Genomic DNA, 18,634 nt, shown 5'->3' on the forward strand with positions numbered 1-18,634 from the left:
CATACGTCAATTTATAGTGCATAGCAATCAGGGTACTTCTACCTTATTCAAGATCTTGCTGACTATTTCATCCGAAGTGACATTTGTCGCTTCCGCCTCATAAGTCAACCCGATACGGTGCCGCAATACATCGTGTGCAATGGCACGTACATCTTCGGGGATAACGTATCCACGACGCTTGATGAAAGCATAGCTACGTGCAGCCAATGCCAAATTGATGGAGGCACGTGGCGAACCACCAAAACCAATCAGACTTTTCAAGTCTTTCAAATCGTATTTTTCAGGATAACGGGTAGCAAACACAATGTCGGCAATGTATTGCTCGATTTTCTCGTCAAGGTATACCTGACGCACTACCTTACGTGCCTCAATGATATCTTCAGCCTTCAGGATAGGACGCACCTGAATCTTTTCTCCGGAAATATTCTGACGAATGATTTTCTTTTCTTCTTCCAACTTCGGATAGTCAATAATCACCTTCAGCATGAAACGGTCCACTTGTGCTTCAGGCAACGGATAAGTACCCTCCTGTTCTATTGGATTTTGGGTAGCCATTACCAAAAATGGTGAAGGCAGGTCGAACGTCTCTTTGCCCAGTGTCACCTGGCGTTCCTGCATGGCTTCCAGTAAAGCACTCTGCACTTTTGCCGGTGCACGGTTGATTTCATCCGCCAAGATGAAATTGGCAAAAATAGGTCCCTTGTTAGTGACAAACCGTTCATCTTTCTGACTGTATATCATCGTACCAAGGATATCGGCAGGCAATAAGTCCGGAGTAAATTGGACACGGCTATATTTTGAATCTATTAATGAAGCAAGTGTTTTGATTGCCAAAGTCTTTGCCAATCCCGGAACACCTTCCAACAAGATGTGTCCATCCGACAACAAGCCAATCAGCAAGGATTCCACCAAATGTTTCTGTCCTACAATCACTTGGTCCATACCAGTCATCAGGTTAGTAACAAACGCACTTTCGCGTTCTATTCGTTCATTCAATGCACGAATATCAATAGCTTCAGCCATAGTTTTTCTTTATTTTTTATATGTTAAGTATTCTGTTTTTCTTATCGGCCTCAAAAGTACGGCATAATATTAACAGGAACAACTAATTTTTATTAAAAAAAGTAGCTGCCTTTCTGCATTTAAATCTTATTGGACTAAAGTTTTTTAAAATGGTCTTCATCGCTTCGGAACCAGCTTCGGAACACGTATGGAAGTACCTACAGGAATATCGTTGACATCTTTCAATATTTCCCGGTTGTAACGGGCAAGGTAAGTCCACAAATTCTTGTTACCATAATATCGCAAAGCAAGACGAGCCAAACTCTCTCCCCTGCGAAGTGTATGCGTGGCCAGTGTTCCTACAATATCATAGCGTACTGTATCCGACAAACAGAGCGGAGAAGATGGCAATCCGACCGTTTCACGATGTTTAGAAGCAGGCAAGCTGTCTACTGTCATAGCCTGTTCAGACACAACCGTACCCTTCGGTTCTTGTCGTGTTTCAGACAACACCTTTACTACTGAGTCAGGTATATATCGTCTGCCGGAAAACAAGACCCAACCCATAACACCGCCTATAATAACACCGATCAATAAAACGGAAGCAATAAAACACCAAGGCAAGCGCGGTTTCTGTTTTTGTTTTTCTACATCAAAGCGGTTTTCCGGAAACAAAGGTACAGGCTCATACTTCTCTTCTTCTGTTTCCGGCTTCATACCTTCTGTCTGTTGCAACGGTTCCGGATGTACTTCCGGTTCAAACGCAGCAGGTTCTCTTTCATCCGAAGCAGGAATTTCCATCTGTGCCTCTTCCGAGGCAATGGCTTTCTCTTCTTCCTCTATCATATCATCGAAATGAGCAGACTCATTCAGCAGAACGGTTTCAAAGTGACTGAACGGCTTGTTGACCAACTCACGCATAGATACATCCGGCATAAACGAAAGACACGATCTTCCAGCATTCCCGTCATCGGAATCTATCAGCTTGAAGGTTCCCAAACCTTTAATTTTCACATATTTGTCGGTTGCCAATGTTTCTTTTATCAAGGCGAAAAAAGCTTCGACAAACGCTTCTGCATCTGCCTCTTCCATCTGGTGGCGTTGCGCCAACAACATCACCAGTTCTTCTTTTGTGAATTTATCATCCATTAGCAAACGAACTGTTTTTATGTTTTTCTAACTCATAAGAAGCCGGTTCAAATATCAATACAAGTTTCGGAGGTACCAAAAAACGTTGCTTGGACGCCGGGTTATACACAATCCGTTCCAACTCTTTCTTTACACTGAATGTACCGAAACCGTCGAAATCCAGCCTTTTCCCTTCCTGTAACTGTTCGCCCATAATGTCTACCATCGAAGCAATTAACTGTGCTGCATCCTTATTGGTATATCCCAACCGGCGTGACAATTCTCCTGTCAACTCCTTGTTATTCATAGTCTTATTTTACGCTAGAATTTCCGATAACAGTTGACGAGCTGACAAAGTAGAAAACCTTGCCAACTCGTCAACCGTTAATTATCAACTAATTATTTCAGCATATAAATCAAAATCATCGGCATCATAAACTTTCACGCGGTGAAAAGAACCTATATGCAAGATTTTGCCTTCATCTTTCACCAATACTTCAGGATCTACCTCTGGCGAATCAAATTCGGTCCGGCCCACATAATATTCACCTTCTCTACGGTCGATAATAATCTGGAATTCTTTACCGATTTTGGCATGACACTGCTCGTTTGAAATTTCCTGCTGAATTGCCATCAGTTCGTCCAGCCGGCGCTGCTTCACTTCTTCCGCAACATCGTCTTTATAGTGGCGTGCCGAATACGTACCCTCTTCTTCCGAATAGGCAAATGCCCCCATACGTTCGAACCGGGCATGACGCACAAACTCTTTCAACTCCTCGAAATCTTGCTCAGTCTCACCTGGAAATCCTACCATCAGCGTGGTACGCAAATGAATACCCGGCACTTCATGGCGGAACTGCTCAATCAAAGCGTAGGTTTCTTCTTTCGTAACATGACGGCGCATCCGTTGTAACATATTATCACTGATGTGTTGCAAGGCAATATCCATGTACTTGCACACATTACTGTGCTCACGCATCACACGAAACAAATCTTGCGGGAAATGTGCCGGATAAGCATAATGCAGGCGAATCCATTTCACACCCGGAATTTCAGCCATCTGTTCAATCAATTGCGGAAGCATTTGCTTCTTATAAAGGTCAATACCGTAATAAGTCAGCTCTTGCGCTATCACCTGAAACTCTTTCACTCCTTGTGCAACAAGCAGGCGCACTTCATCCAGAATTTCCTCCATCGGGCGCGAGACATGCTTGCCTGTAATGATAGGTATGGCACAATAGGCACATTTCCGGTCACACCCTTCCGAAATCTTCAGGTATGCATAATGCTTGGGAGTTGTCAAGTGACGTTCGATGGCACATTCAGAATGGTAAGTCTTACCCAAGTCGGCAAGCAACTCGTTCCAGTTAAACTTTCCGTAAAACTTATCCACCTGAGGAATTTCCACTTGCAAATCTTTCAAGTAGCGCTCTGACAAACACCCCATAACGTAGAGTTTCTTCAACTGCCCTTCTTCTTTAGCCTGGCAGAATTCTAAAATCATGTTGACAGACTCTTCCTTGGCATCGCCGATAAACCCACAAGTGTTGATAACCGCAATTTCTCCTTGTGGATTTTCACTGTCATGTGTCACCCTATAACCGTTCAATTCAAGCTGCTTCATCAGTTTTTCCGAATCAACCAGATTTTTCGAACAGCCCAAAGTGATGATATCAATCGTATTTTTTCTCATTCAACTTTACTTATTTGTTTCCAAACAGTGAATCCACAAATTCGCGGCGGCGGAATATCTGCAAATCTTCCATGCCTTCGCCCAGCCCGATGTATTTCACTGGAATCTTAAACTGGTCAGAAATACCGATTACGACACCTCCTTTGGCAGTCCCGTCCAGTTTGGTAATAGCCATTGCATTGACTTCTGTTGCCAATGTAAACTGTTTAGCCTGCTCGAAAGCATTCTGTCCCGTAGAACCATCAAGCACCAGCAACACTTCATGAGGAGCATCAGGCACCACCTTTTTCATCACATTCTTGATTTTGGTCAATTCGTTCATCAGGCCGATTTTATTGTGCAGTCGTCCTGCCGTATCAATGATGACCACATCGGCATGATTTGCCACTGCCGAACTCAACGTATCGAATGCCACTGAAGCAGGATCAGAACCCATTTTTTGCTTTATAACAGGCACCCCTACCCGTTCGCCCCATATCACGAGTTGTTCTACAGCAGCTGCACGGAAAGTATCGGCAGCTCCCAAATAGACCGACTTGCCGGCTTTCTTAAACTGATAGGCAAGCTTGCCGATGGTGGTGGTCTTTCCTACTCCGTTTACGCCCACTACCATGATGACGTATGGCGTCTTTCCTGCGGGAATATCAAAATCATCTGCATCTACCGTATTGTTTTCAGTCAGCAGGGCTGCTATTTCCTCACGCAAGATGTTGTTCAGTTCTTCGGTATTGATGTATTTGTCTTGTGCCACACGCTTCTCGATGCGCTTGATGATTTTCAGCGTGGTTTCCACACCTACGTCCGAAGTAATCAGCACTTCTTCCAGATTGTCCAGCACTTCGTCATCTACCTTGGATTTGCCTGCCACAGCCCGGGCTATCTTGCTAAACACGCTCTGCTTGGTTTTCGACAATCCTTTGTCCAACGTTTCCTTCTTTTCCTTCGAGAAAAAACTAAATATTCCCATACGATATGTCTTTATGTTATCTGCTATGTTTGTGCAAATATACGGATTTTTCTCTAAAACAAACGAATGAGTTTATTAGTTTGTCAAGGCAAACACATCTAAATTATACAGATTATCCGATTCCGAAAAAAGATTATCCCATTTTAGAAAGATGATTATCTGCTTCAATACAAAATCTGCCCTTAAAAATCGTACCGTACATGAATGAAACAAAAAAGCCTTGCGGCTTCCGGCGTTTATTACAACGGCAGATAGCTGCAAGGCTTCATTGAAAATCTATATCAAATAAATCAATATCCCGGGTTTTGAGTCCAATGCGGATAGGTATTCAGCACATCTCTGTGCAAGGGGAATATACGACAAGTCTTTTCGAAACGTGCTGTCGGGAAATCTTTCTTATGGAAACCATATTCGTTTTCAAACGTTCCGAAACGAATCATATCATTTCTACGCCAGTTTTCATCAAAAAATTCCCTTCCACGTTCGTCCAACAAATCTTGCAAAGAAGGAGTTGTAGCCAGAAGTGGAGCCTGGGCATATTCCCGGATTTGATTGAACAGACTCATCGCTGTCTCACCATTAGTAGCCGTACCACCTCGAACAATGGCTTCCGCCTTTGTCAGCAAGATATCTGCATAACGGAATATCGGCAAGTCATTCGACTGGTTTCTTCCATTCTTGTAATCGTCATCAATCACAAAAAACTTCACCGAACGGTATCCTTGGCTATATCCTTTCGTGTTATCACCTACTCCCAATTGCACATCGTCAGGGATTTCAAGCGAAACAGTTTGAGTCAGCACAATAGGTTTGCCGTTTTCATCCAAAGCTATTTCCGAAGTCGGCTGGTAAGTATTCGGGTCATAAACATGTACAGTATCGCCAATTACGCTGTTATTACGTATGTCTCCTTCCAAACAGAAAAGACGTGAGAATTCAGGATTCATCGTAATATATCCGCCTGCAGAATTGCTTAACTTCATACCATAATAACTTTTTTCAACATCTCCTGCATTCTTCCAGGTACGTGCCCGCCCGTATTGCATACCTGTAGCAGTATATGTATCATACGGCATGGCATAGATAAAATCTTCTACTTGCGAACCATTATCGGGGCCAAACTTTTCAGCGTAAGGCATTGAACCTAAATTGAATTTGCCGGATGCGATAATATCATCACAGATTCTGATACAATCATTCAGTTTTTCATTCTCAGCTGTAGCAGCTTCATATTGCTCAACCGAAGAAGCTGTATACACAGCCCAGTTGATATACAACTTTGCCAACAAAGCTTCTGCCATCCATTTAGTCGGCTTACCATAGGTATTGTCACTGACTTCATCGGTGAGTTGAGGAATGATTTCCAATAATTCGCTTTCAATCCAACGGGCGACTTCTGCACGTGGAGCACGTACTACTTCATCATTCGTTACAGGCAGGTAATCCAAAATAGGCACATCTCCCCAGCAGTCCATAATAATGAAAGTGAAAAAAGCACGCATTGCCCGCGCAGGAGCGATATCGGCAGGGACTGCTTCTTCGCCTCCCAAATCACGGATTACCGTATTGGCTTTGGTAATGCCGCTGATAACCGTAGGCATCCAGTCAATCGATGCGTCTTCTGTTCTAAAATCGTGAAGGCTCGGATGGGAATAACAACCACTGTCGTACCAGCCTCCTCCGTATGAAACAGCTGTATATTCATCGCTCGACAAAGACATCGCTTCCATATAACGACGTCCGAATACATCACGCAAATGGAAATAAACATCCGCGTTCTTCGCCTCTACTGCAATATCATTTATTGGATATTGAGTATATTGAGACTCTATATTTACATCCAAGTCTGTACATCCAGCAAGTAAAGCGGCAGTACAAATAGCATATAATGATTTTATATTCATTTTCATAATTGTAAGTCTGTTGATAATTAGAAATTAACTTTTAAACCAATCATAGTGGTACGGGTATGCGGATAAGCGCTCCAACGGTAATCAACACCAGGAGCTAAGCCACCCATGTTTACTTCAGGATCAAGCCCCTTATAACTAGTGATAGTGAATACATTGTTGCAAGTAATGTATAATTGTGCATTCTTCAACCAATTGTCAAAGTTTTTGAACGTATACCCCAACGTCAGAGTGGACAGACGAAGGTATGAACCGTTTTCAATGAAACGGTCAGAAGGACGATTATTAGATGTATCTGTAGCCGGACGTTCGTAAAGGAATTCTCTCAGCACATTCTTACCGTTCGAAAAGTTTTCCGGACTGGTATAGTTAGCACGTGAACCATTGTAGATATCATTGCCGAATACACCGGTAAAGAATACCGTTGCATACCAATTCTTCCAAGAGAAAGTATTGTTCCATCCAAAGTTCAGCTTGGGTTGTGCGCAACCGGTAATGGTACGGTCCTTATCGCTGGGGTCAGTGGTCGTTTCTCCCGTACGTTCTCCTGTTTCTTCATCTCTTACATAATAAGTAGCGATTCCGTTTTCATTATATCCGGCAAATTCAAAGGTATAGAATGTTCCGAGAGGTTCACCTTCCAAGATACGTTGGGTATAACCATTGGCAGAAACACCGGCTACCATCGGGTCACCCTGTGTAAATAAAGATACTTCGAATTGATCGTTTGACAATCTGTCTACAGTATTTTTATTGTGAGACAAGGTAACCGTCGTGCTCCATTCGAAATCCCGAGTACGTACAGGAACAGCATTAATAGAAAATTCGATACCTTGATTGGTTATTTCACCTACATTGGCCTGGATATCGCCGAATGGATAAAGACTGGTAGAAACCGGATAATTCCAAATCAAGTCCTTGGTCTTTTTGTTATACCATTCGATGGTACCATTCAAACGGCCGTTGAAGAAAGCATAATCGATACCGATGTTAAACATTCCGGTAGATTCCCATTTCAAGTCAGGATTGGCGTTCTTGGTAGCCGCCAGCGTACGCCAACTCTTGCCGTTGTAAGTAAAGAAGCCCGATGCACCGTAGGTTTCATACGGGGTATAAGCTCCGAAGCCCAAAGCATTACCGCTGACACCATATCCCAAACGAAGTTTCAGGTTACTAATCACATCTTGGTGCTTCATGAAATCTTCTTCCGTAATGTTCCAGGCAACACTGACTGATGGGAATGTACCCCAACGGTTATTTTTGCCAAACACAGAAGAACCATCACGACGGATAGTAGCCTGAATCATATACTTGCTGTTGTATGAATAACCCACACGACCATAGAATGAGATATTGCGGACTGTCTCTTTGGTTCCACTTTCTATAGCAGGAATGCCGTCAATAGTACTTGCATAAGTCAACTGATTCCATTTCAACACATCATCATAAAAATCGTGCACAGTCAGCCCAAAGCCATCATTTGACATCCTTTCTTCCCATGAATAACCTGCCATGATAGACAATTTATGTGCATCATTGATAGTTGTATCATAATTTCCGTAAGTTTCGAAAATGTGTTCATGCCCGAAGTAAGTATTACGCTTCGCCTGGCCGTTCTGCGCGTTGATACCCGGCTGCTGTGTGTTGTGGGTATGATATTCGCTGTAAGTGCGCTGGTTGTTGGTGAATGAGTAGTTGGCACTCCATTTCAAACCTTTGACAATTTCCAAAGTGGCCTTACTGATGAGTTGTGTGTTTTTATAGATTGTTTCAGAAGTATCTTCATAAATCAGCGACAATGGATTTATGTTCTGGCTGCCCGAAGCCTGTGTCCAGTTCCCATCATCGCGAACCGGAAGCATCGGAGAAAAATAATTCATGGCATCCAATACAGACACACCTTCATCATCCATGGGTACACCTACGCCTTTCCCGTAACGAGAATTAACGCCCACCGACAGTTCCAAGCGGTCTTTAAGCACCCTAGTGGTAAGCAAAGAACGTATATTCAAGCGATCCATATCTGTACCTAAAATGACACCTTGACGATTTTGGTAATTGATACTTGCCATATAAGTTGTCTTTTCTGAACCACCATTGATAGAAACATTGTGATTATGGCTGACTGCTGTACGAAGCACTTCATCTTGCCAATCAGTATTGGCACCCATATCATTAGATAATGTCAGACCGTTTTTTTCGGCATATGCCCGAAGTTCATCGGCCGTAGCCATATCCATTTTTTTTAAAATCTTGTCAAAAGCTACATAACCGCTATAAGTGACATTGGTACGTCCTTTTTTCCCCTTCTTGGTATTGATGATAATAACACCATTGGCAGCCTTTGAGCCATAAATAGCTGTTGCTGTTGCATCACGAAGCACATCAATACTTTCAATATCATCTGGAGCAACCATGGAAATATCAACGCCCGGAATACCGTCGATTACATAATACGGCTGCATGGCAGCACCTTCACGCAAAGAAGAAGCACCACGCAAGGTTATACTCGGACTTCCGTTCGGGTCGCCGCTAGTAGTAATGGCTAAACCCGGAACTTTACCTTGTAATAACTGGGCGGGATCTGAGTAAACACCCACATTCAAATCTTCAGCTTTGATGGTGGTAATCGAACTGGTTACATCTTTACGCTGCATAGAACCATAGCCGATAACTACGACTTCTTCCAGCATCTGGTCATCTTCCTGCATGGTTACATTAATGGTATTGGAGCGTACTTTAATTTCTTGGGAAAGATAACCAATGTAAGAAAACACCAAAGTCTTGCCTTGAAGTACATTGATGGAAAACTTTCCGTCCATATCGGTAATACTACCATTTGTGGTTCCTTTTTCCACTACACTCACGCCTATCAGCGGTTCGCCAGTCTTATCCTTTACAATACCTGTCACCGCATTTTGGGCAAATGCATACATACTCACTAAAAGAAAAACCGCGAGAGAAAACAGGTTTCTCCGCGTCTGCCTGTTTGTTACTAGTTTGCTTTGCATAAATTTGTATAGATTTAATTAATTAACTATTCAATGGCAAAATTAAACATATTCTGTAACACTTATTACATCGATGGCATAATTTTTTCTAATCAGAGTTATTTTTTATAAAATTTACGTCACTAAAAATACTGTAAGCATGCATCGGACTCTTTTTGTTAACATTCTTTTAATATTACAGATTCACATGGAGAAAGCAATACAAGTTTTTTTATAGCCAATCAGAAATAAAATGCGAAAAATCATTTGTCATGCTGAGTGCCCATTTCCAATAGAAACTCCATTCGATTATGACAATACATCAAGAATTTTTTCGCAAATCAATTTTGTTCTACTATAGAAACTGTCTTGAATTTATCGCGTGCTGATTTGGGATGAGTTTTTAAGGCTGCGTATAGATACTAAAAAAAACTCCTTTCGAAATCGAAAGGAGTTTTAATGATATAATTAACTCTAATTAAAGCCTTATTTCTTAAAAAAGTCCTGAACTTTTTCATTAGGTACCATCTGTTCGTCAAAAACATAAGCACCAGTCTTCGGCGACTTAACCATTTTGATAACCTTTGTATAAGAACGGCCTTCTTTTCCTGTCTGAAGGGTTGCGACTGTTTTCTTTGCCATGGTGTCTTATTATTTAATTTCTTTGTGAACTGTTACTCTTTTCAAAATAGGATTGTATTTCTTCAATTCCAATCTCTCGGGTGTATTCTTTCTATTCTTCGTAGTGATGTAACGAGAAGTACCCGGCATACCACTATCTTTCATTTCAGTGCATTCCAAGATTACTTGCACTCTGTTGCCTTTAGCTTTCTTAGCCATACTTTTACTCTCCTTTTAATTAACCAACGATTTTGATAGTTTTCCAATCACAGTAACCTTTCGCAACAGCTTCATTCAGTGCTGCATCCAGCCCTTTCTTATTAATAATTCTCAAGCCGTTAGCACTAATCTTCAGGCTAATCCAGCAATCTTGTTCTACATAGTAGAATTTTTTTGTAAACAAGTTCACATCGAACGTTCTTTTCGTTCTTCTTTTTGAGTGTGAAACGTTGTTGCCAATCATGGCTTTCTTTCCGGTAATTTGACAAATTTTCGACATTTCTATCTAGTTTTTATAGTTTTATTTCTATGCTCCTTAAAACGGAGTGCAAAGTAAGCGGTTTTATTTTACATATGCAAGTTTTTCTTCAATAAATTGCCTTTTATTGCTCATTTTCTTTGTTTTGGCAAATAGAGAGCAACAGTTGAAGCACATTTTTAGTAGCAAACTGGATATTTTTGTCGCGTCCCTCGTCTTCTGTCAGCTTGAGTGTCATAATTTTGTCTTTACTCCCGGCTGCCAGCCAAATGGTACCGACAGGCTTCTCAGGAGTACCTCCACCCGGTCCGGCAATGCCCGATGTAGCCATGGCATAATCAGTCCCAAAAGTATCAATAGCTCCCTTCACCATTTCGATTACGGTTTCTTCACTCACCGCTCCGCATGCCTGAAGGGTTTCCGCTTTTACATGCAACAAGTTTTCCTTCACTTCATCGGCATATGCTACCACTCCACCTTTATAAAAACGTGAGCTACCGGGTACTGCCGTAATGATGGCTGCTACATTTCCGGCCGTACAACTTTCTGCAGTTGCCAATGTATAACCTTCTCTCCAAAAGATTTCGCTGATTTCCTTGCTCAGCTTTTTAGTTTCTACTGACATGTCCTTTATCTGTTTTTTAGTTAATAACTTCGTCCAGGAGTCAAAAGCCAATAGCCAGACTTTCGAAAACCGGCATAAAAAGGATTGCTTCTGATTTCCTTCAACTCCTTATTATATTATATTAATAATATCTGCAAACAGCCAATATATACCCCCTAAAAAAGAACATATACTGCATCGGCAGTTGAATATATACTGCATCTGCGATTGAATATATACTGCATCGGCAGTTGAATATATCTTCATCGGCAGTTGAATATATCTTCATCGGCAGTTGAATATATCTTCATCGGCGAACGCAGTACTACTGCGTTTTTAACCCGAACAAACTGGCTATGCAGACATTCATCAGAAACTGTTTAAAATTTCCAATAAAGCAATATTATATCAGGTCCTTTTGAGCTTGCTACCGGTCTGTTTTCCCGGTTTTATCCGGAAAGTAACCACCTCATCCCTGTATAAATCAGAAAAGCAGCCCCGATTATGTCCAGAAACTGTTTTGAATTTCTACAGAAAGTCTCTCAAAACAAACCTGAGCAAATTTCAAACAGGTTCTAAAGTGCCACACGCGAATATGCCGGTTTGTCTATTGAACAAAAATCCTTGTCCAAGTATTTGTAATAACCGGTGATGGCAATCATTGCAGCATTGTCTGTTGTATAGCCAAATTTAGGAATATAGATTTTCCATCCGTATTTTGCAGCATGCTCGCGGAATGCATTGCGCAACCCGTTGTTTGCCGATACACCTCCGGCAACCGCCACTTCAGTAATACCTGTATCTTTTACAACCTTACGCAACTTATCCATTAAGATATCGACAATCGTTTTTTCCAGCGACGCGGCCAAATCGGTTTTATGATGTTCTATAAAATCCGGTTCATCCTTCAACCAGTCACGAAGCGAATAAAGAAACGATGTCTTTAATCCACTAAAACTATAATCGTATCCCCCAATATGTGGTTTGCTGAATGTAAACGCATTCGGATTTCCCTGACGTGCCAGTTTGTCAATAATCGGTCCGCCGGGATAACCCAACCCCATCACTTTCGAACATTTGTCGATAGCTTCTCCGGCCGCATCATCGATGGTCTGTCCCAACACCTGCATGTCATTGTAGGCATTTACACGAATTATCTGCGAATTACCACCCGACACCAGTAAACAAATGAACGGAAACTTAGGCTGATCCATATCTTCCTCAGACTCTTTAATAAAATGCGCCAACACATGACCCTGCAAGTGATTGACATCCACCAAAGGGATACCTAAAGCCAAAGCCAATCCCTTGGCAAAAGAAACGCCTACCAGCAACGAACCCATCAGTCCGGGACCACGGGTAAAAGCAATGGCACTTAGCTGTTCTTTCGTCACGCCTGCCCGCTTTAGCGCTTCGTGCACCACCGGCACAATATTCTGCTGGTGTGCACGTGAAGCCAGTTCGGGCACTACCCCTCCATAAGCTTCGTGTACAGCCTGGCTGGCAATGACACTGGAGAGCAACACCCCATTGCGGATAACGGCAGCAGACGTATCGTCGCACGAAGACTCTATTCCTAATATTATTATATCGTTATTCATAATCAGTAATTAATCAATGTGACAATGTATCAATGTGCTAATGTGGCAATGTATCAATGTGCTAATGTGAGAATGTGGTAATGTGAAAATTAATTAACACATTGGCAAATTAACACATTGGCAAATTAACACATTGGCAAATTAACACATTAGCAAATTAACAAATTAGCACATTAGCAAATTATTCTTAATACGTCAATATCTCCAGTCCATTATCGGTCATTACGTAAGTATGTTCCCACTGGGCAGATGGCAGCTCGTCTTCCGTCACTACTGTCCAGCCGTCTTCCTCATCAATAAATACTTCCCATGTGCCCATATTAATCATCGGTTCGATGGTAAACACCATTCCAGGTACCAGCAACATGCCTGTACCTTTCCGTCCGTAATGCAGCACATCAGGTTCTTCATGAAAGTCCAACCCTACCCCATGTCCGCATAAATCACGTACCACAGAGAAACCATTTTTTTTGGCATGTTTTTCGACTGCATGCCCGATATCACCTACGAAACCAAAAGGTTGGGCAGCATCGGCACCGATATCCATACACTCGCGTGCCACCTGTACAAGCTTTTCTTTCTCCGGGGTTGTCTTCCCGATAATAAACATACGTGATGCATCTGCATAATATCCATTAAGGATTGTAGTGCAATCTACGTTAATAATATCACCTTCTTCCAAGATTTCGTCTTCCGAAGGAATGCCGTGGCATACCACTTCATTAATAGAGGTGCATACACTTTTTGGGAAACCCTCATATCCCAAACAGGCAGGAATGCCACCATGATTCACCGTATAATCGTAAACGATTCTGTCTATTTGAGCAGTACTCATCCCCTCACGGATTTCTTCTGCCACCTTGTCAAGCACAGCAGTATTCAGCAGACCGCTGCGCCGTATGCCTTCTATCTGCTCTGGAGTCTTGATTAAATCACGAGACGGGACCAAATGCCCTTTGTTCTGGTAATAAAGTACCTTTTTGTCCAGCTCGGTCAATTCTGTGCCCTTAGGCACCCTCCAGTTTAGCTTCTTCCTTTTTACCATAATCTTGATTCGAATTAAAATCTACCTGCAAAGGTAGAAATTTCTCGTTAAATCAAAAAGCAACCGACAAAATTTGATAATCATACTTTTCACGACTGCGCTTTCGACCATAATAAAACAGTTTCCAAACTTAATTAATGCCTTTTGCGTTTAAAAGTAAAAAAAGGAAAAGAAAAAGTTGAAAGTTTGGACAAAAATCGTTTACTTTGCCTATAAAATTTGAGCACCTTGATTTAATATTAATTAAAACCGAAACAAAATGAACAAAATTCAAATTGGCGAACATGCAGGCATTGTCTGGAATAAATTAAAAGACAACCGCCATTGGGAGTATGACGAACTCAAAAAAGCGACAGGATTGACCGACAGAGACCTTAATGCAGCCATCGGCTGGCTGGCACGCGAAGACAAAATCGATTTTGACATGGACGAACATGGCGATAGGATTTTCCTGACAGTCAATGTCTATATCGGATAAATTTAAAAATGAAGAATGAAGAATGAAGAATTCTTTGTGGGAGAAGCAGTTCATCATCCTCAAAGAATTCTTCTATTCTTAGAAGCTGTTTTGAATTTCTCCAAAAAGTTTTTCTTGGCTTGATGTATCCGTTTGCGTGTGTTTTTCTTGACCTGGTGTATTCGTTTGCGTACAATAATTTCAAAACAGTTTCTTCTTAAATGATTTTATTCACCGTTATGTCAGGAAAATCCTGCATGAACATCAACAACAATCCTTCTTCATTCTGCCGTTTTGCCTTGATGGTCATGCTTACGCTGTATACCACCTCTCCTCTCACGAATGACTCAGACATTTCATACGATACCACAATGTAGTTTTTCGAATGAAATGTAGCCGACACCCGTTTGATGGCATCCTTATCACGGGCAGAAAACTCTACCATCAAATTCCGCAAGCCTATGCTTTTAAAGAAAAAACTCAGCACTTCCAGTCCTAACAAGACCAAAACCGTAGCAGCAATGCCAATGCCATACATTCCTGCCCCGATGGCAAGCCCGATGCCTGAAGTGGCCCAAATGCCTGCAGCCGTAGTCAGTCCACGCACAATCTGCTTTTGCAGGATAATGGTCCCGGCACCGATAAAACCGATACCGCTTACCACTTGTGCCGCGATGCGGCTGGGATCGAGGCGGACCAAATCACGCTCCAGCACATCCGAAAACCCATATTGCGACACAATCATCAACAATGCACTGCCTAATGCCACCAGAAAATGTGTACGATATCCGGCTTCTTTCGCCCGATACTCACGCTCCAATCCTATCAATATGCCCATTACGCCTGCCAAAAACAACCGCAGGGCAAAATCCCAAGCTAAATCCATATCGACACTTGCATTTTATTCCACCAACTCGTAACTGCTTACCTGAATCGGCATATCTAAGTTATGAAGTATTTTTTCCAACATGATGCCTTCTAAATTATTATATTCGTAGCCGAATGTAGCACGAATACCCTGTAAAATAAACTGAGTAGCACGGTCCAGCGCTATAGGAAGGCTGTCTCCCTGCATCAGCGAACCGGTAATGACACTGGTAAACGTATCGCCCGTACCGGGATAATGAGCCGGCAAATACGGGCAAGTCACTTTCCAATAACGGTTCCCGAAACGGTTATAAGCATATACAGACGTAGAATGCGGATCATCCTGCACCGGCACACTGGTTACGATGACAATACTAGGCCCTTTATCCGACAATGCTTTAAGCGCATCCTTCAGACCGGCATCACTCATTTTCTCTTGAAAAGGTATATCAAGCAGGCGGCACAATTCGGTCATGTTAGGGGTAATAATATCAGCAAGACAGATTAATTTCTTCATTTCAGTTACCATTTCCTCTGTTATGCCTTTGTAAAGGTTTCCATTGTCACCCATAACCGGATCAACCACAACCAAGTCGGTAGAGCGGCGGAACTTCTGAATAAAATCTTCCACAATCTGAACTTGCTGTGGAGAACCAAGGTATCCCGAATAAAAAGCATCAAAACGGATTTCAAGCTGTTCCCATTTTTCAATGATACGGACCATTTCGTCAGTAAGATCGAGGAAAGAATAAACAGGATACTGCGTATGGGTGGAAAGAATAGCCGTAGGAAGCGGACATACCTGAAACCCCATTGAAGAAAGAATAGGCACAACTGCCATAAGCGATACACGTCCTACCCCGGAGAGGTCATGTATTGCAACAATCTTTTTACTTTGGTTGTGAAACAGCCGTCCGCAAGGATGGTTCTTTATTGGCTCTGCATGGGTCGCGACTTGTTTTTTACGCTTATACTTGTTTTCTTTTTCCCATGCCATCTTCCGTGCCTGATAAGACTCAAATTGTTTCTCGATGTAGTTGTCTGCCATAAGTAAATCCAAGAATTGAAATTAGTTTTATGAATGTCCGCATTTTGCCCAATTGCTTGTAAGAGCATATCGCACACGCTTTTTTGAAAGCTCCGCATGGATAAGCCGGCGCATTCGGACGCATGCAGCACGCCTCTACATTGGTCATTGCGGACATTCATATTAGTTTTTGCAAAGGACGTTACTTTTTGTGTAACAAACAAACTTTTTAAATTGAAATTAAGAGCCTGTTTTGAATTTCTACAAAAAAATTCTGCTCGTCTTGATTATCCGCTTTCGTGTGTGCTTCGGGCGATTTCTGTTGACACCACCATATACATAAACCCCTACGGTGCGAAGCACATAATTGACAGCATGAAGAGCACTCATTAAATATAAATGTTTATCTTTGCACACGAAACGATTTTAAGACTATTATTTTATGAATTACAAATTACTGGTACTCGATTTGGACGGTACGCTGACCGACTCTAAGAAGCGAATAACAACATATACGCATGACACACTGATAGAAGCCCAAAAACAAGGAGTGAAAATCGTTCTTGCCTCAGGACGCCCCACATACGGAGTGGCGCCGCTTGCCAACGCATTGGAACTAGACAGATACGAAGGGTATATTCTCTCATACAACGGTGGTGAAATCATTGACTGGAAAACCGGAGAAGTGATATATAAGAAATGGCTGGACAACGATGTATTACCTTATTTATATAATTGCGCCACAAATAATAGATTTGCCATAGTAACATACGACCACGAATTTGTATTGACAGAATCCCCTGATGACGAATACGTACTGAAAGAAGCCTTGCTGAATGTAATGAAAATAAAAAAGGTAGACAACTTCCTGGAAGCCATTCCCCGTCCCATCACGAAGTGCCTGATTGTGGGAGAACCGGAACGCCTTGCCATATTGGAAAAGGAAATGTACGAAAAGTTAAAGGACAGAATGGGAGTATTCCGTTCGGAACCTTATTTTCTGGAACTGGTGCCAAAAGGCATTGACAAGGCACAGTCGCTCTCGGTGCTATTGGAAGAAACAGGAATGAAGCGGGAAGAAATGATAGCCATAGGAGACGGATTCAACGACCTGTCAATGATACAATATGCAGGCCTCGGCATAGCAATGGCGAATGCCCAACCGGTAGTACGTGAAAATGCAGATTTCATTACGTACTCGAATGACGAAGACGGTGTAGCCCACGCAGTAGAGAAATTCATCTTCAAGACGAAATAACAAAGAAAGGAATTGAAGATAATCACATACCCAATGAAGATATATTAGAAGCTGTTTTGAATTTATCGTGCGATGATTTGGGATGAGTTTTTGAGGCATTTTTGCTTCTGTGATGAGGAAGATAGCGGGCTATCTGACGAAGAACAGGAGCGGAAAGGACCAAAAAATCGCCCAAAGCACACACGAAAACGGATACATCAAGCCAAGAAAAACTTTTTGGAGAAATTCAAAACAGCTTCTTAATTCCCCCTACAATATATCTTCATTAGCTGTTGCAGTTATATCAAACTATTCATGAAGTTATCTCTGCCTTGTATATCCATTAGCATAAGTGCGGAAGTCCATCCCGGCAATCCGCCCTTACATTTCATTTATTCCGTTTTCGGTTTCCGGTCGAAAAATGGGTTTTTCGATGATGCACTGACAGGAATGGCATAAACCTGCCTGCATCCATCTAACCAGTCAAGCTGCTGTGCAGCCAGTCCTGCCGAAAACATCACACGCGTATCTACCCGATGGTCGGCAGCAACAGAACAAGCCGAGCCAATCGCTATCCCAACATCTATACTGTTGATGGCACAAGGAACACCTTCCTTACGCGAAGCACAAGTTTCGTATCCGCAATGTCCGCAGTCAAGTCCTTGCGGCTGTTCGCGCGTACCGATGAGAATGATGCATTCGGCATCCAGAATATTATCTGCATCACGCAGGAAAAACTTAAGCCCGTTTTCCTCATACATCTGCTTCATCGTATCAGAAAGGATGCGGATATTACTTTCGGTCACCATCGCAATCTCAATAATATCAACCCCCTTGCCCTTAGGCGCAGTGCGTGCCGCCACCATCATCTGTTGGGCTATCTGTAACACTTCATCGTGGCGACTGTCTCTCTCGTTCAGAATCATATTACTCGTGAAATAATGTTACTGACACTATATTGACCAGACTTTAGAGCCAGTTAGTATCTTCTAACACGAATCTAAAGC

General features: G+C 42.2%; 19 protein-coding genes. 3 read left to right on the plus strand and 16 right to left on the minus strand.

What is annotated here, in order from left to right:
- Positions 1-27: 27 nt before the first annotated feature.
- From B5F25_RS03995 to map, 13 genes are all read right to left on the minus strand, one after another.
- On the minus strand, positions 28-1,023 hold the full coding sequence (locus tag B5F25_RS03995) for an AAA family ATPase (RefSeq protein ID WP_022040010.1): 996 nt from the start codon (positions 1,021-1,023) through the stop codon (positions 28-30).
- Positions 1,024-1,179: 156 nt separating this feature from the next.
- Entirely contained in the window at positions 1,180-2,151 is a 972-nt protein-coding gene (locus B5F25_RS04000) for an HU family DNA-binding protein (RefSeq protein ID WP_087209966.1), read from the minus strand.
- Entirely contained in the window at positions 2,144-2,437 is a 294-nt protein-coding gene (locus B5F25_RS04005; RefSeq protein ID WP_022040008.1) for an HU family DNA-binding protein, read from the minus strand. The genes B5F25_RS04000 and B5F25_RS04005 overlap by 8 nt, the downstream gene beginning before the upstream one ends.
- 84 nt (positions 2,438-2,521) lie before the next feature.
- Complete coding sequence (gene rimO / locus B5F25_RS04010; protein WP_087247729.1) at positions 2,522-3,823, minus strand: 30S ribosomal protein S12 methylthiotransferase RimO; 1,302 nt, start codon at positions 3,821-3,823, stop codon at positions 2,522-2,524.
- Positions 3,824-3,833: 10 nt separating this feature from the next.
- Entirely contained in the window at positions 3,834-4,790 is a 957-nt protein-coding gene (gene ftsY / locus B5F25_RS04015; RefSeq protein ID WP_022040006.1) for a signal recognition particle-docking protein FtsY, read from the minus strand.
- A 290-nt stretch (positions 4,791-5,080) separates the two neighbouring features.
- Complete coding sequence (locus B5F25_RS04020) at positions 5,081-6,700, minus strand: RagB/SusD family nutrient uptake outer membrane protein (RefSeq protein WP_087247731.1); 1,620 nt, start codon at positions 6,698-6,700, stop codon at positions 5,081-5,083.
- 20 nt (positions 6,701-6,720) lie between these two features.
- Entirely contained in the window at positions 6,721-9,636 is a 2,916-nt protein-coding gene (locus tag B5F25_RS04025) for a TonB-dependent receptor (protein ID WP_225226406.1), read from the minus strand.
- Between the two features lie 540 nt (positions 9,637-10,176).
- On the minus strand, positions 10,177-10,332 hold the full coding sequence (locus B5F25_RS04030; protein WP_007558249.1) for a DUF4295 domain-containing protein: 156 nt from the start codon (positions 10,330-10,332) through the stop codon (positions 10,177-10,179).
- 9 nt (positions 10,333-10,341) lie between these two features.
- Positions 10,342-10,530 (minus strand): 50S ribosomal protein L33, encoded by a 189-nt coding sequence (gene rpmG, locus B5F25_RS04035; RefSeq protein ID WP_013616632.1) that lies wholly within the window; start codon positions 10,528-10,530, stop codon positions 10,342-10,344.
- Between the two features lie 19 nt (positions 10,531-10,549).
- Positions 10,550-10,810: a 50S ribosomal protein L28 gene (gene rpmB / locus B5F25_RS04040; RefSeq protein ID WP_022040002.1), complete on the minus strand. Its 261-nt coding sequence runs from the start codon at positions 10,808-10,810 to the stop codon at positions 10,550-10,552.
- A 103-nt stretch (positions 10,811-10,913) separates the two neighbouring features.
- A complete protein-coding gene (locus B5F25_RS04045) occupies positions 10,914-11,414 on the minus strand; it encodes a CinA family protein (RefSeq protein WP_022040001.1) in 501 nt (166 codons plus the stop codon).
- A 554-nt stretch (positions 11,415-11,968) separates the two neighbouring features.
- Positions 11,969-12,994 carry a tRNA (adenosine(37)-N6)-threonylcarbamoyltransferase complex transferase subunit TsaD gene (tsaD, locus tag B5F25_RS04050; RefSeq protein WP_087247733.1) on the minus strand — a complete coding sequence of 342 codons (1,026 nt, stop codon included), beginning with the start codon at positions 12,992-12,994 and terminating at the stop codon, positions 11,969-11,971.
- A gap of 187 nt (positions 12,995-13,181) precedes the next feature.
- Positions 13,182-14,039 (minus strand): type I methionyl aminopeptidase, encoded by an 858-nt coding sequence (map, locus tag B5F25_RS04055; RefSeq protein ID WP_087213495.1) that lies wholly within the window; start codon positions 14,037-14,039, stop codon positions 13,182-13,184.
- Positions 14,040-14,298: 259 nt separating this feature from the next.
- Here map and B5F25_RS04060 point away from each other — a divergent pair, with 259 nt between their 5' ends.
- Complete coding sequence (locus B5F25_RS04060; RefSeq protein WP_022039998.1) at positions 14,299-14,517, plus strand: winged helix-turn-helix domain-containing protein; 219 nt, start codon at positions 14,299-14,301, stop codon at positions 14,515-14,517.
- Positions 14,518-14,713: 196 nt separating this feature from the next.
- Here the strand turns inward: B5F25_RS04060 and B5F25_RS21530 are convergent, their stop codons facing one another.
- Together B5F25_RS21530 and B5F25_RS21535 are read right to left on the minus strand one after the other, a co-directional pair.
- Positions 14,714-15,382 carry an MgtC/SapB family protein gene (locus tag B5F25_RS21530; protein WP_022039997.1) on the minus strand — a complete coding sequence of 223 codons (669 nt, stop codon included), beginning with the start codon at positions 15,380-15,382 and terminating at the stop codon, positions 14,714-14,716.
- A 15-nt stretch (positions 15,383-15,397) separates the two neighbouring features.
- Positions 15,398-16,273, minus strand: coding sequence for a pyridoxamine kinase (locus B5F25_RS21535; protein ID WP_162609954.1), 876 nt, complete (start codon positions 16,271-16,273; stop codon positions 15,398-15,400).
- A gap of 559 nt (positions 16,274-16,832) precedes the next feature.
- On the opposite strand from B5F25_RS21535, the gene B5F25_RS04070 reads away from it, so the two are divergent.
- Together B5F25_RS04070 and B5F25_RS04075 are read left to right on the plus strand one after the other, a co-directional pair.
- Positions 16,833-17,648, plus strand: a complete 816-nt coding sequence (locus tag B5F25_RS04070) for a Cof-type HAD-IIB family hydrolase (RefSeq protein ID WP_087247735.1) — start codon at positions 16,833-16,835, stop codon at positions 17,646-17,648.
- 72 nt (positions 17,649-17,720) lie between these two features.
- Positions 17,721-17,891 (plus strand): hypothetical protein, encoded by a 171-nt coding sequence (locus tag B5F25_RS04075; RefSeq protein ID WP_158098142.1) that lies wholly within the window; start codon positions 17,721-17,723, stop codon positions 17,889-17,891.
- Positions 17,892-18,019: 128 nt separating this feature from the next.
- Here B5F25_RS04075 and B5F25_RS04080 read toward each other — a convergent pair whose 3' ends face one another.
- Entirely contained in the window at positions 18,020-18,553 is a 534-nt protein-coding gene (locus B5F25_RS04080) for a DUF2148 domain-containing protein (RefSeq protein ID WP_022039993.1), read from the minus strand.
- Between the last annotated feature and the right edge of the window lie 81 nt (positions 18,554-18,634).

The organism is Bacteroides sp. An19 (assembly GCF_002160215.1).
GTDB classification, from domain to species: Bacteria; Bacteroidota; Bacteroidia; order Bacteroidales; family Bacteroidaceae; genus Phocaeicola; species Phocaeicola intestinalis.